We start from the raw sequence: 13,136 nt of genomic DNA, 5'->3' as shown, positions 1-13,136 counted from the left end.
GTTACTCTTCTTCGCCGCTACAGACCAGTACGGAACGGTCCGTACCGAGAATCACACTCTGTGTGACGCTGCCGAACAGCACCTTGCCTGTCGGCGTCCGCTTGCGTCCGGCGACGACAATCATGTCGACGTCCTGCTCGTCAGCCAACCGGAGGATCGCGTCGGCCGGTTCGCCGCTTGACTCTTCCAGCGCCACCTCAACGCCAGCGTCCTCGAGGACTTCTCGTGCCCGGCGCACGGAGGCCACCTGATCGACGGACGCGCCTTCGGGGTTCTCCTCGAAGTCGTGCAGCAGCGTGACACGGACCTGGCTGGCGTCCATCGGAATTTCTGTTATCGATTCAGCGATGGCGGTCCCACGAGCCTCACTTTTGTCTATCCCAGCGACAATTTCGTACATGCTCGCTTCATCTGTAGAACGGGCCAACCCTTAGTTCTGGCCCGGATTTCGAACATAGATCATCAAAAATAGCGTCACGTATCGCGTCCCGCGGATCGGCACAGCGGCGTCAGTCGCCGAACGGCCCCATGCCGCCGCCACCCATACCGCCCATCCCGCCACCGCCGCCACCGCCCTGCTGCATCTGTTTCATCATCCGCTCCATGTCGCCGTCGCCCATTCCCTGGAACTGCTTGAGCATCTGCTCCATCTGCTTGTGCTGTTGGAGGAGTTCACGCACCCGCTCCTCGGGCTTGCCGGACCCACGGCAGATGCGCTTGGTCCGGGACTGGCCGACGACGCGGGGGTTCTCCAGTTCCTCCTCCGTCATCGAGTCCATGATGACATCGAAGTCCCGCATCCGCTCCTGGGTCACGTCCATCGCGTCATCAGGGAGCTGGTCCATCAGCCCGCCGCCCAGGCCGGGAATCATATCCATCACCTGGTCCAGCGGCCCCATGTTGTTCATCGTCTGCATCTGCTTGCGCATGTCCTTGAGGGTGAACTTCCCCTCCATCATGTCCTCAGGGTCCCAGTCCTCCTCGTCGCCTTCCTGGGTTTCCTCCATCGCGCGCTCGACGCGCTCGGTGAGCTGTTTGAGATCACCCATCCCGAGCAGTCGGGAGATGAACCCGGAGGGTTCGAACCGCTCGATGTCTTTGACCGTCTCCCCGGAGCCGAGGAAGGCGATGGTAGAGTCGGTCTCGTTGACCGCTGCGAGCGCGCCCCCACCTTTCGCCGTCCCGTCGAGCTTCGTGATGACGACGCCATCGATGCCGATGGCCGCCTCGAAGTCGGCGGCCTGGCTCTTGGCGCTCTGGCCCATCGCCGCGTCCAGCACGAGCAGGTCCCGATCGGGCTGGACCTCCTGCTCGATACGCTCAATCTGTTCGATGAGTTCCTCGTTCAGACCGTCACGGCCCGCCGTGTCCACGATACGAACGTCCGCGTTCTCCGTCGCTTCCAGCCCGTCGCGAGCAATCTTCACCGGGTCGTCCTCGTCGGGGTCGCCATAGAAGTCTACCTCGGCGCGCTCGGCCATCTCCTTGGACTGGTCGTACGCGCCGGGTCGGTCCGTGTCGGTCTGGATGATGGCCGGTCGGAGCCCTTTCGTCGAGAACCACCACGCCATCTTTGCGGCCGTCGTCGTCTTCCCCGACCCGTACAGACCGGCGAGCATGATGGTCTGCTCCTCCAGCGGGAGTTCGGTCGACTCGCCGACGAGGTCGACCAGTTCTTCGTAGACGATGCGCAGGACCCAATCCCGCGGCGTCGTCCCCGCCGGGGGCTCCTCATCTAGCGCGCGTGTTTCGATGCTATCGGAGAGGTCCTGAACGAGCCCGACATCCACGTCGGCCTGCAACAGCGACCGCTGAATCTCCTTGACGATGTCCTCGATGTCTTCTTCAGAGAGCCGGGACTTCCCCCGGAGGTCGTCAAGCGTCCCCCGAAGTGAACTCCCAAGATCGTCGAGTACCATTGTTGGCGCGAGATACGCGACGGCGCGGGTAAAGGCTTGTTGTCATGCTCTCGACTGCCGTGTAGACGTAGGGAACTGGGTTTGCTCTCGTGACGACCACCGCCGAAAGCCGGAGCGCTCCGGTCATTTCAGTCCCGCCCACGTCAACTGGCCAATCGGTTCCGAGATGGGGTTGCGTGCGTCGGCGTCGGCACCCGGTGCTGCCTACGCGGGAGACAGTGCCTACTGGATAAATGCCGTTTCTGCCCGTGACAAAAGGGTCAAAAGGTCGAAGCGACTGGGCGACAATATGGCCGTTCTCGGGCAGCTCGGTTTCATGATCGCCTTTCTTTCGGGCGGCGTCGCCGCCGGCCACTACGGGCTGTTGACCGAGCGGCGGACGGATATCCTCACCACACTCGTTTTTACTGTCGCCCTGCCGGCGCTTATATTCCGATCTACGTACGACCGCCCGTTACGGGAGATTATTTCGCCGGCGTTGCTGGGGGGCTTCTGGGTCATCGTCGCGCTGACCATAACGATGGGCTGGCTCGTCCACCGGCGGCTGGAGTCCGCCGACCGCCGCAGCGTCTCCGTCGTTCAGTCGTATCACAGCAACATGGGGTTTCTGGGTCTGCCGCTCGTGGCGGCGACGATGGGCAGCGAAGCGACGGCTGTCGCCAGCGTCATCCTCGGCATCGGCGCGGTGACCCACGTCCCGGTGACGGTGTTCCTGCTGGTCCGTATCAACGGCAGCGACGCCTCGCTGCTGAGCGAGTGCAAGAAACTCGTGACGAACCCGGTACTCATCGCGCTGGCGGCCGGCATCACAGCCTCAGTCCTGTCGCTGTCCGTTCCGGAGTTACTCATCGGTGCGCTCGGTCCACCGGCGGAGCTGGCGCTCCCGGTCGCCCTGCTGTGTATCGGTGCGACGCTTGACACGGACCTCCCGGTGTCGGACCTGCAAAAGACCGTCAGCGTCGTCGGGCTGAAGGTACTGTGGATGCCGGCGCTGGCGTGGCTGGTGTACTCCTCGCTGTCGATGGACGCGACGGCGCTGGGTGCGGCGGTCGTGATGCTCGGTACCCCAACGGCGGTGTCGACGTACGTCTACACAACAGAACTCGGCGGCGACGCCGCCTTCGCCTCGCTGAACGTCTTCACCTCGACAGTGGTCTCCATCGGAACGCTCTCGCTCCTCATCTGGCTATTCGCCTGACGCCCCGGCGTGGTCACGCTTTTGCCCGCCGGCGCCCCCACCGACCATATGGGCTATCACCAGATTGACCCCGAGTCGCTGTCGGAAACTGAGGACTACCCCTGCGACCGGCGCGGCATCTCCGATGCTGCCGAACTCCACGCACTCCACGCGGCCACCTACGAGATGGCACCTGGCGAAGACCTCTCGCGGACCTACCACTACCACGAGACGCGCGAGGAACTGTTCTACGTGCTCAAGGGCACGCTTCACGTCGAAACGCCCGACGGGGAGTACGTCGTCTCGGCCGACGAGGTGTTCGTCGCCGAACCGGACAGCCCACATCGCGCGCACAATCCCGCTGATGCTGACGAGTCGGTTACCGTGCTGGGCGTCGGCGCGCCACCGACCGACATCGCGCGCCCATACGACCCGGACACGTAGCGTGGTCCGGCAGTTCAGACACGCTTTTCAGCCACCCCGTCACAGTTGCGCCCATGACGAGCAAACAGGCGGTACAACAGGAACTGGTCGACAGCGGCGTCACGGCGGTCCTGCGGGGAATTCCCGAGGACAAGATGGTCGACGTGGCGACGGCTGTCCACGAGGGCGGCGTCACAGCACTGGAACTGACGGCGGATGCGAAGCGCTGCTCGGACATGATCGCCGCCGTCGACAAGGCACTTGACGACACCGACGCCATCATCGGAGCCGGCACAGTCATGGACGCCGCCGCCGCCCGCAATGTCATCGAGGCCGGCGCGGAGTTCGTCCTCGCGCCGAACCTCAACGAAGACGTCATCGATGTGTGTAACCGCGAGGGCGTCCTCGCTATCCCGGGCGTCATGACGCCGACGGAGGCCGCCGACGCGATGGAAGCGGGCGCTGATATCCTGAAGATGTTCCCGGCGAAAACGGTCGGGCCGGCCCACATTGGCGCGCTGCAGGGTCCACTCGGTGACGTCCCGATTATGCCAACCGGTGGTGTCTCGACCGATAATGTCGACGAGTTCTTCGATGCCGGCGCGGTCGCCGTTGGCGCGGGCTCAGCACTGGTCAATTACGAGGCCATCGAGAACGACGACATGGACGGTGTCCGCGAACAGGCCGCGGAGTTCGTCGGCGCCGTCGAGGCCGCCCGAGAGTAGCTCACCCGGCCGGTGGGAGAAAGACCTGATACAGCGTGGGCGGCTTACGCTTCGGTTTCGTTCGCGGTCGTCTCGTTGCTTGTCTCGTTCCCGGCCGTGCCGGTCTCATTGCCAGGCAGTTCGGTTTCGTTACCGGGTATCTCGGTTTCGTTACCGGGTATCTCGGTTTCGTTACCCGGAATATCTGTCTCGTTTCCAGGTATTTCAGTTTCGTTGTCCGGAGCCTCGGTCCCGTTCCCGGGCAGTTCGGTTTCGTTGCCCGATACTTCGGTCTCATTGCCGGGCAGTTCGGTTTCATTATCCGGCATCTCCGTCTCGTTTCCGAGGGCATCGGTTTCGTTCTCGCCGAGTTCCGTTTCGGAATCCATTCCGGTTTCTTCCTCGGTCTGGACCGCAGTTTCTGGCTCGGACTCTGTACTGGCTTCCGTCATCGCGTCAGTCTCTGCTGCCGTGGACGTGCCCGGCGCTTCGGCACCGCCGTCACCGCCGTCGGACTCCGTACTACCGCCAGTGTCACTACAGCCGGCAAGCGCCACGAGTGCGCCGCCTGCAATCTTGATAACGTTCCGTCGAGATGTGGGTCGTCCCATAGCATTTGTCCGAAGAGAACCTGGGCAGTTTATGAATGACCTGCTAAGCGTCTGACGGAGAGCCGACAGAACGGATTAGCCACACCCGAAGGTTGAGCCGGTTCGCAAAACAATCGGTTTCAGACCATGATTGGTTCGAACCCGGTATCTCGGCCAGTTCACGGGTGGTTCTGCGCTTTTGTCGGCTGAAATGCAACTTGCTGCGGTGTGGTTCGATACTCGGGGTATAATTATTCACACCGTTCCCGAGCAGTTATCGAGTGCATAGGTATCAACGTCCCCAAGCCGAGCTATCAGCTTGTTACCTACCATGCGCTGTGAGTAAGACAACGATTCAGCGGTCAAAACCCGCTCAGTCGCCGTTTAGCAACGTACTAACCCGTGTCCCCAGTGTCAGTACCTGTATCAGTCCACATACCTGCAGGAACCCCCGCAGCCGCAGTTATCGTCACCGTCGCCTGGAACACGGGAAATCGGCTTGCCCGTCAGTTACGAGTTGCGGCTCGTCAGCGAGGGACTACGGTCACCCGGGAACGCCCCAATGAGTTCAGGTGCGACAGCAGCCGGCGCGACATGCCGACAGTTGCGTCCGTCGCATTGCTGTCTCCCCCATTCACAGCATTGCCAGAAACGCCGTGTCGTTCGATTGTCTGTATTGGTGTCACGCTCAGTACTGCGTGAGTGGGTGATGGACAGCGATCGACCTCAACGCGCTCCTGTCGGCGAAAACAACCATCTCTCCACTGCTGTGGTGATATTTGCTGTATGGTACACGGTGCATTCTACTTAGAGGGGCGCGAACGCTCCAGGTACTGGACAATCAGGGTGGATAGTAGCTGCTCATAGTCTGGAGATTGCAGCAACAATAACCGAGAAGTCCGAGGCCTACTCGCCGATGAGGCTGTCGACGATTTCCTCTGGATCGAACGGTTCGAGGTCGTCGTAGTCCTGACCGGTCCCCAGGAAGAGGATCGGCTTCCCGGTGACGTGTGCGACGGAGATGGCCGCGCCGCCCTGCGGGTCGGCGTCAGCTTTCGTCAGAATTGCCCCATCGATTTCGGCCGCGTCGTTGAACTCGCGCGCTCGGTTGACGGCGTCTTGGCCTGCGACCGCCTCGTCCACGAACAGCGTCATGTCCGGGTCGATGTTGCGGTCGATCTTCTCCAGTTGGGCCATCAGATCATCCGAGGTGTGGAGTCGGCCGGCCGTATCACCCAGGACCACGTCGATGTCATTGGCCTTGGCATACTCGACGGCGTCGTAGACGACCGCCGTCGGGTCCGACCCCTGCTCGTGAGTGATGATCTTCTTGTTCAGGTTCTCGGCGTGTTTCTCCAGTTGCTCGTTCGCGCCGGCGCGGTAGGTGTCGCCGTTGGCGAGCACCGTCGAGAGTCCGCGATCCTCGAAGTACTGGGCGAGTTTCGCAATCGAGGTCGTCTTCCCGACGCCGTTGACCCCGGTGAACACGATGGTGACAGGCTTGTCTGCCTGCTGGACGCGCTCGTCGAAGTCGAACTGGCCGACGTTGATGACGTCGTACAGCGACTCCCGAAGCGCGTCCCGGACGAGGTTCCCCGTGCTGGAGAGCCGTCGGCGGGTCTGCCCCGTGAGGTTCTCCTTGACGCCGTCGAGGATCTCGTTGGCGACGCTCATCTCTACGTCGCTCGACAGCAGCGCCAGTTCGAGGTCATCAAGGTGGCTCTGCAGGTCTTCTTCCTCGATGACCGTCTTCCCGGTCGCCATGAGCTTCGCCTTCGCGGCGAGGCCGCGGCCACCGTCATCATCGTCTTCTGCTTCAGACTCCGAGTCGGCCTCGGACGCTGAGTCCTCGTCGGTCTCCGCGGCGTCGTCCGGCTGTGAACCTTCGTCGCGGACCGCGTCCGCGTCCGCGTCTTCGACTGCCGTAGTCGACGCTGTGGCTGACTCGTCTGTCGCCTCGGAATCTGCGGCTGGCGGTTCAGCGTCAGCCTGTGGTTGCTCGGTTTCGGCTGGCGGTTCCGCCGTGTCGCCCTCGGACGACTGTTCGTCCACCGCGGGCTCGGGTTCAGTCACCTGATCGGCAGGCGCTTCACCATCCACCTCGTCGGCGTCCGGTTCGTCCTCCCCTTCAAGTGCGTCGTCGTCGACGTCTTCCTCGACGTCACTCGTGAACCCGCTGAGTTTGTCCTTCAGTCCGTCGAACATGGCGGCCTTACTCGTCTTCCTGCTCTTGCTGTTGCATCATCTGCTGCATCTGCTGCTGTTGCATCTGCTGGGCCTGCTGTTCGAGCTCCTCCATCTCGGTCTCGACTTCGGCCTTCTCTTCCTGCAGGTCGCTGATGTGGTCGTCCAGCGTCTCCTTCTTGGTTTCCAGCGTGCTGGTGGCGCCTTCCTGTTCGCGCTCTGCGGAGTAGCCGCCACCAAGGGAGACGACGACCTCGTCGATGTCCTCGATTGTTGCGCGGATGTAGGCGTCGCCGCCGAGTGGGACCTGCACCGTGGACCCTGAATCGAGAGTCTCGATGGCCTCGATGGCCTCGTCGATATCAGTCTGCTTCTCGCGGAGGCGTTCGATCTCCTCGTCGATAGCATCGACTTCCTGCTCCATCTGCTCGATCTCCTGTGCGACCTGCTGCATCTGACCGCCGCCGCCACCGCCGCCACCGCCCATCATGCTGCCACCTCCTCAATCGTGATCTGCGTGCGCTTGAGGTTGTGCTGGGAGCCGAAGTCGCTGTAAACGCGCTCCTCAGCGACGTTCTCGTTTGGCGCGTCGACCTCCTTCTCGAACTGTTGTGGGCCGTCTCGGGCCGGGAAACTACCGCGAACAGTGTACGTGCTCATACACGCAGATGCGGGCAGGGTAGGGAAGTATCTTCCCCTTCCGCCTTTTTCGAGTATTGCAGCTCTCCGTGACAGCGCTGAGGAATACGCATCGCTATTCGGCCCGAACCGGCAGCGTCCGAACCACCCAGAAACAGATTTCTCAGCCCCTATTCGGTGGGTTCTGGTGCGTACACCATATCGCCGCCACACTCCGGACAGGACGGGCGGAGTACACCTGTCGAGTAGTCACACTTCCGGCAGACGAGGCTGTTCTGGTCTTCCGCGGATGGTGTTCGCTGGACCATGTGTGATATTTGGGAACACACTATATTATTCTTTGACACGAGCTGTCATGGTCACTGACCCCGGCGGATTTGCCGGTGCACCACGTACGTCGAGGCATGAGCGAGACGACCTACCGGTGTGGGTGCGGTGCGACGCTGCGGTTCAGGCAGGATATGGCGCTGGAGCGGGGCGGGACCAGCCGGTCTTGGGCGTGTGGGGACTGCGGGCTACCCGTTCCAAGCGTGGTGGCGGAGAAACTCAGCCACCAGCATCCGTCCTGAGCGGTGAAATAGAAGTCAGTCGATGTAGCCGAGTGCCTGGTCGATACGGCCAAGCTCTGGGCCGGAGGTGTCCGACCCACAGACGTAGCCGTGGTCGTTGGCGAGCAGGCCAGAGCCGACGAGCGGGCCACCGTAGTTGATGGTCCCAATGTCGGCCGGCACGTCGAGGATGTCCTCAAGTGCGTCGAGCTCGCCGTCCGTGGCCTTCGGATGGCAGAGCACGCCTTTGTTAGTGGCGACGGCGGCAGTCCCGACGGTCGTAACACCGGCGATGACGCCGCGTTCGACCGGGACGTCCAGCCCGTCTTTGACCGCCTGCACAGCGTCTCTGGGGAGGTCGGGGTGGACGTACGCGCCGTAGTCGTTACAGCAGACGACGTTGCCGGCGGCGTTGATCCGGCCGGGAAGCCGTGTCACGGGCACGTCGACGACGTCCTGAATCCGCTCGATTTCGGTTTCACGGACGCGTTCGGAGACGACCAGCCCGTTCTCGTTGCCGGTCGCGAGCGCGCCGACAGTCCCGGAGCGGCCGACGGTGGTCGGCACGGCCGGAACGCCGAGTTCGTCACTCAGGTCGTCGAGTAGCGATTCGTCTAAGTCTGGGCGAACCAGCACGCAGTCGTCGGTCGCACGGGCGAACACACCCACGTACGACGACCCGGAGAAAGCCGCGCGGAGCAACGTTACTCTGCGGTCTCTGCTTCGACGATGGCTTCGCCCTCTTCCTCGAAGCGGGCGGCGCGAACACGGATCTTGCTCGGCGTGTTGGCGCGACCGCGGGCCCAGGCCGCCTCGTTGATCGAGGGGTCGAGGCGGACGGCGTCCTCGTCGACAGAGAAGTGTTTGGCGAGGTGCTCGCGGATGAGGATCATCGCCTTGTCTGCGCGCTTGTGGTTCGGTTCGGCTCGCGCGTCTCGGAGCGGGACGGTGACGACACGCTCCTCGAAGTCACTGGCGCTCATTATTCGTCAGTGTCGTTGCGCCGCCAGTGGCGTCGTTTGTGGTTGCGCTGGACCTCGCGGTCCGTCTTGAGCATGACCCAGGCCGGGACTCGACTGTTCTGGTTGTCGAGTTTGGCCAGTCGCTTCTTCGTAGCCTTCGATTTCTTACCCATGGTATGGTGCTTGTTCCGCGCCGTGGTTTAAATTCCTTCCTTTTCGAGCCGGTCATGGCCCGTTATCAGCGGCTATAACTGCGGACGTAGAACTAAGTACGACGTAGACCTGATTATCAAAGGATGGAGCGCCGCAAATTCCTCCGGACAATGGGCGTCGGTGCAACAGCCGTCGGCTCTGGTTGCTTGGGTGGGGGCGGTGAAGTTGTCATCAGCGTGCAGCAGGATGTCAGAGTCAACCCACATAAAGCGTGGATAAAGGAGGAAATCCCGGACGTATCCGACCCGGGCGGTGAGCTACAGTATATTGTCAAGGCAGACATCCCGTTCAACGTGTACTTTTTCACGGACCGCGAGCAGTTCAAGCAGTACGACACGTACATCAAGGGTCGTGAGCCCGACGGGACACCGCCGGGGAACCCCAAGTTCAGCCAGACAGCGGTCCAGCCCGCGGGGTCGGATATCTACCAAGCATCGACGGACGACGGCGGCGCACGAGAGTCACTGGACGAGCCCGGTCCGTACTTCTTCGCCGTTGATCACTCGAACTACCGGATGGAAACTCGCGTCGATGACTACGACGACCCGCTGAAGGCCTTCGTCGATATCACCGTCATCCGGAACAAGCTCCCCTTCTAAACGAACGCCAGCGGAACCATCGCCAACACACCAACAGCGATGCCAGTGAGTAGTTCGCGTTTACCACCACCCGGCAAGCCGTCGCCGTACTCCAAGGCCTCGGGGACGAACTCCGTGAGAACAAGGTACACCATCGCCCCGGCAGCGAAACCGAAGCCGAACGGGAGGAACGCCTTTGCCAGCGTGACAAAGTAGTACGCGATAACGGCCCCGACCGGCTGTGGCAGCGAGGAGAACACTGCCCACCAGACCATCTTCCACTCGCTGACGCCCAGCGAACGGAGCGGGATGGCGATAGCAGTCCCTTCCGGAATGTTGTGGATAGAAATCGCGACTGTCATGAACACCGCCAACAGCGGGACAGAGATGCCGACGATACCAACGGCGGAGTCGGGCGTGGCCGCCTCCAGTCCGAGTTCTGCGAAGGAGACGCCGACAGCTACGCCCTCCGGGAAGCTATGGACAGTCAAAATGCCCAGAATCAGCAGCAGCTTGGTGAAATCGGCCTGCTCGAACTCCTCTGGGGACTGGTCAAAATCGTCTAGCAGTTCGTGTGCTACGGCGACGAGCCCGATCCCGGCCAGAATACCGGGGACCAGCAGCACTGGCGATCCGTAGGCCAGCCCTTCCCGGACGAGCCCGAACAGTGAGGCAGCGACCATGATGCCCGAGGCCAGCCCCCATAGCAGGACGTTCCATCGGTCGGAGAACTCATCGACCAGGAAGAACGGGATCGCACCGAGGCCGGTGGCGAGCGCCGTAAGCAACCCCGCGACGAACACGAAGACAACGTTCTCGACGGCGACCATATCGGTCCTACGCCGCTCGGACCGATAAAAATTGTCACTAACCTGATTGTTTTGGCTGGCCTAAACGGCTTGCCAGTACGCCGTAGATAGCTACGCGGGTGTCTAATTGACGGCCTCAACATGGATGGCGTCCATACTACGGTAGTCCTAACGTCATCGTGTAGTTCCTGACAAAATTATGGTAATAACTGCCGTCGGCACCGTTCGCATAGCACTCGCACCGTAGCAACGGTTTGGCTGTGAGGGCACACGCTCACAGCGACACCGATTCGACGGTCCGGTACGTCGGACCGTCGGGCCCGAACACACTCTCCTTCAGTCGGATTTCCGTGACCTGCAAGCAACCTACGTTGGGGTCGTCGTTCTCGACGGCGTTCTGTACTGTCTCTTTGCCACCGGCGTGGTCCATTCTGGCAATAGTCGCGTGTGGCGTGAACTCGTGGTCCGCCGGCTCGAACCCGATTGCGACGGTCCGATCTTCGACGGCTTCGTGCAGCGCGGTCAGTTCCGCGCCGCCCTGACCGTCGCGAACGCCGACCCAGACAACGCTGATGTAGGACAGCGACGGAAAAACACCGAGCCCACCAAACTCGGCTTCGAACGGCGCGACGCCGCTGTCTTCGACCGCGGTTTCGAGGGCGGCGACGACGTCAGCAACCCGGTCCGGCGCGGTGTCACCGAGGAACTTCAGCGTGACGTGGGCCTGCTCGGGGTCGGTCAATCGAAGGCCCGACACCCCGTCGAAGCGGTCCTGTACGCTATCGATAGCGTCTTCGAGCCCGTCCAGGTCGACGCTGACGAACAGGCGTTTGGCCATAGCTAGCGGTTCCAATCGTGTCCGCAAGAAAGCTACGGCGGGAATCAGTGGCCGCAATGGTCTGGGGTTGTATACCACCGCCACAGGCTATGTCCGAGACCCAGAGCAACCATTGCGACCGCGACGCCGAAGAGAGCGGGGATGGCGGTATCAGGAAGTAGACCAAGGGATAGCCGGGCGAGGATTACCGCCACAATCAGGAGGCCCATCTGCGCTCGTTCCCGAGGCGTCTCTGCCGGACTGGACACCCGGCGCCAGAGCGCCGATAGCTGCGCGTCGTAGCGTCCGACGAGAGCCGCCAGAACGACCGTTCCAGCAACGCCCGCTCCAGCGGCAGGCAGTGACAGCGAGGCCGCGTTCGAAGTGATAGCAGCCCAACCAACGACAGCAAATACACCCCCGAAGAAGACGAGCAACGCGTCTACTGCCAGTGGATCCCGCATAGCCGAGAATCCGGTCGCAGGACACCTAAATCCTGGCGAGCCGTGGACGTAGCCCTTAACCGGATTGGCCGTCAATCAGGTAGTATGACAGACAACGACGACGATCACGCCTTTTCGGAAGGGCAAGGGTTCGACGACCCCTACGAGGGGTTCGATCTTGAACCGCCGGAGTTCGAGGTCGACCCAGACAAGGTCGACCCCGTCGACTCCCGTGTCGTCACCGACCTGCTTGACCAGCGGAACATCTCCGCTGACTCTGTGGAACCGGAGAAGCTACTCGATGTCGGCCTAGAGTATATGCACATCAACCGCCACGAACAGGCCGCCGAAACCTTCGAGCGCGTTGCCCAGCACACGGAGGAGGAGCGTCTGCTCCAAGAGGCATGGACGAACAAGGGTGCGGCCCACGCGGAACTTGAGGAGTGGGACGCCGCCATCGGCGCGTACAAGGAAGCCCTCAATTTCGACGAGGAGTCCGACCACGCCGCCACGGCGGAGACGAACCTCGCATACGCGCTGTGGAAATCCGGCCGCTCCGAGCAGGCACTCGAACACGCCGAGCGCGCCGTCGAGATCGACTCCCGCTTCGGTGAAGGCTGGTACAACCGCGGCTTCTTCCTGCTCGAACGCGGGCTAGCTGACGAGGCTATCGACGCGTTCGACAACGCCGTCCGCCTCGGCTTCCGCAACGCCGACGTGCTCGAAGAGAAGGCCCGCGCCCTCGAAGAGGTCGGCGAGTTCGACCGCGCCGAGGAGTTGGCTGAGGAGGTCGACGAGATGCGCGAGGAGGCCGAACAGCAACTGCTTGAATGATACTCAACGAACGCGACACCGACGAGGGGTTGCTCGTCTCGGTCTGTGACCCTGACATTATGGGCGAAACGTTCGAGAACGGCCCCGTATCGCTCACCGTCAACGAGGAGTTCTACGGCGGCGAAACGGCTACCGAAGACGAAATTGTCGATAGTCTCGCCCGCTGTTCGGTCGCCAACATCGTCGGCGACGATGCCGTCAGCGTTGCCGTCGAGCACGGCTTCATCGATGAGGAGAACGTCCTCGATCTGGGAGAGACGCGCCACGCGCAACTGCTCTGGATGTAACTGCGGTCC

19 protein-coding genes are annotated in these 13,136 nt (G+C 62.2%); 6 read left to right on the top strand and 13 right to left on the bottom strand.

Annotated elements, in window-relative coordinates; translation table 11 throughout:
• Position 1 precedes the first annotated feature (1 nt).
• Positions 2–400, bottom strand: a complete 399-nt coding sequence (locus RBH20_RS00680; protein WP_004964622.1) for a universal stress protein — start codon at positions 398–400, stop codon at positions 2–4.
• 109 nt (positions 401–509) lie between these two features.
• Positions 510–1,919 (bottom strand): signal recognition particle protein Srp54, encoded by a 1,410-nt coding sequence (locus RBH20_RS00675; RefSeq protein ID WP_306704499.1) that lies wholly within the window; start codon positions 1,917–1,919, stop codon positions 510–512.
• A gap of 289 nt (positions 1,920–2,208) precedes the next feature.
• Between RBH20_RS00675 and RBH20_RS00670 the strand changes: the two genes are divergently transcribed.
• The 3 genes from RBH20_RS00670 to RBH20_RS00660 are packed head-to-tail and all read left to right on the top strand — an operon-like array spanning position 2,209 to position 4,244.
• Positions 2,209–3,117, top strand: coding sequence for an AEC family transporter (locus tag RBH20_RS00670; RefSeq protein WP_306704497.1), 909 nt, complete (start codon positions 2,209–2,211; stop codon positions 3,115–3,117).
• 48 nt (positions 3,118–3,165) lie between these two features.
• Positions 3,166–3,540 (top strand): cupin domain-containing protein, encoded by a 375-nt coding sequence (locus RBH20_RS00665; RefSeq protein ID WP_306704495.1) that lies wholly within the window; start codon positions 3,166–3,168, stop codon positions 3,538–3,540.
• Positions 3,541–3,593: 53 nt separating this feature from the next.
• Positions 3,594–4,244 carry a bifunctional 4-hydroxy-2-oxoglutarate aldolase/2-dehydro-3-deoxy-phosphogluconate aldolase gene (locus RBH20_RS00660; protein WP_306704493.1) on the top strand — a complete coding sequence of 217 codons (651 nt, stop codon included), beginning with the start codon at positions 3,594–3,596 and terminating at the stop codon, positions 4,242–4,244.
• 44 nt (positions 4,245–4,288) lie between these two features.
• Here RBH20_RS00660 and RBH20_RS00655 read toward each other — a convergent pair whose 3' ends face one another.
• The 8 genes from RBH20_RS00655 to RBH20_RS00620 form a co-directional block, all read right to left on the bottom strand.
• Positions 4,289–4,834: a cell wall anchor protein gene (locus tag RBH20_RS00655; protein WP_306704491.1), complete on the bottom strand. Its 546-nt coding sequence runs from the start codon at positions 4,832–4,834 to the stop codon at positions 4,289–4,291.
• A gap of 885 nt (positions 4,835–5,719) precedes the next feature.
• Entirely contained in the window at positions 5,720–7,018 is a 1,299-nt protein-coding gene (gene ftsY, locus RBH20_RS00650; RefSeq protein ID WP_306704489.1) for a signal recognition particle-docking protein FtsY, read from the bottom strand.
• Between the two features lie 7 nt (positions 7,019–7,025).
• Positions 7,026–7,487, bottom strand: a complete 462-nt coding sequence (pfdA, locus tag RBH20_RS00645; RefSeq protein WP_306704488.1) for a prefoldin subunit alpha — start codon at positions 7,485–7,487, stop codon at positions 7,026–7,028.
• Complete coding sequence (gene rpl18a / locus RBH20_RS00640) at positions 7,484–7,657, bottom strand: 50S ribosomal protein L18Ae (RefSeq protein WP_004594032.1); 174 nt, start codon at positions 7,655–7,657, stop codon at positions 7,484–7,486. Before rpl18a ends, pfdA begins: the two co-directional genes overlap by 4 nt.
• A 149-nt stretch (positions 7,658–7,806) precedes the next feature.
• On the bottom strand, positions 7,807–7,944 hold the full coding sequence (locus tag RBH20_RS00635; protein ID WP_306704484.1) for a hypothetical protein: 138 nt from the start codon (positions 7,942–7,944) through the stop codon (positions 7,807–7,809).
• Positions 7,945–8,220: 276 nt separating this feature from the next.
• Positions 8,221–8,886: a translation initiation factor IF-6 gene (locus RBH20_RS00630; RefSeq protein WP_306704482.1), complete on the bottom strand. Its 666-nt coding sequence runs from the start codon at positions 8,884–8,886 to the stop codon at positions 8,221–8,223.
• A gap of 2 nt (positions 8,887–8,888) precedes the next feature.
• The gene (locus RBH20_RS00625) at positions 8,889–9,167 is read right to left on the bottom strand and encodes a 50S ribosomal protein L31e (protein WP_004518347.1); all 279 of its coding nucleotides are present in this window, start codon (positions 9,165–9,167) and stop codon (positions 8,889–8,891) included.
• A complete protein-coding gene (locus tag RBH20_RS00620) occupies positions 9,167–9,319 on the bottom strand; it encodes a 50S ribosomal protein L39e (RefSeq protein ID WP_004518346.1) in 153 nt (50 codons plus the stop codon). The genes RBH20_RS00625 and RBH20_RS00620 overlap by 1 nt, the downstream gene beginning before the upstream one ends.
• Before the next feature lie 186 nt (positions 9,320–9,505).
• Between RBH20_RS00620 and RBH20_RS00615 the strand changes: the two genes are divergently transcribed.
• Positions 9,506–9,958, top strand: a complete 453-nt coding sequence (locus RBH20_RS00615) for a hypothetical protein (RefSeq protein WP_306707422.1) — start codon at positions 9,506–9,508, stop codon at positions 9,956–9,958.
• Here RBH20_RS00615 and RBH20_RS00610 read toward each other — a convergent pair.
• From RBH20_RS00610 to RBH20_RS00600, 3 genes are all read right to left on the bottom strand, one after another.
• Positions 9,955–10,767: a ZIP family metal transporter gene (locus tag RBH20_RS00610; protein WP_306704474.1), complete on the bottom strand. Its 813-nt coding sequence runs from the start codon at positions 10,765–10,767 to the stop codon at positions 9,955–9,957. The genes RBH20_RS00615 and RBH20_RS00610 overlap by 4 nt on opposite strands.
• 253 nt (positions 10,768–11,020) lie before the next feature.
• Complete coding sequence (gene thpR, locus RBH20_RS00605; RefSeq protein WP_306704473.1) at positions 11,021–11,584, bottom strand: RNA 2',3'-cyclic phosphodiesterase; 564 nt, start codon at positions 11,582–11,584, stop codon at positions 11,021–11,023.
• 44 nt (positions 11,585–11,628) lie between these two features.
• Complete coding sequence (locus RBH20_RS00600) at positions 11,629–12,027, bottom strand: hypothetical protein (RefSeq protein ID WP_306704471.1); 399 nt, start codon at positions 12,025–12,027, stop codon at positions 11,629–11,631.
• Positions 12,028–12,111: 84 nt separating this feature from the next.
• Between RBH20_RS00600 and RBH20_RS00595 the strand changes: the two genes are divergently transcribed.
• Both RBH20_RS00595 and RBH20_RS00590 read left to right on the top strand, forming a co-directional pair.
• Complete coding sequence (locus RBH20_RS00595) at positions 12,112–12,840, top strand: tetratricopeptide repeat protein (RefSeq protein ID WP_306704469.1); 729 nt, start codon at positions 12,112–12,114, stop codon at positions 12,838–12,840.
• Positions 12,837–13,127 carry a DUF424 domain-containing protein gene (locus RBH20_RS00590; protein WP_306704467.1) on the top strand — a complete coding sequence of 97 codons (291 nt, stop codon included), beginning with the start codon at positions 12,837–12,839 and terminating at the stop codon, positions 13,125–13,127. The genes RBH20_RS00595 and RBH20_RS00590 overlap by 4 nt, the downstream gene beginning before the upstream one ends.
• Positions 13,128–13,136 lie beyond the last annotated feature (9 nt).

The sequence above is a fragment of the Haloarcula sp. H-GB4 genome (assembly GCF_030848575.1).
Taxonomy (GTDB): Archaea; Halobacteriota; Halobacteria; order Halobacteriales; family Haloarculaceae; genus Haloarcula.
The sequence above is the reverse complement of the archived record's forward strand: the minus strand, read 5'-3'. Positions and strand labels throughout refer to the sequence as shown.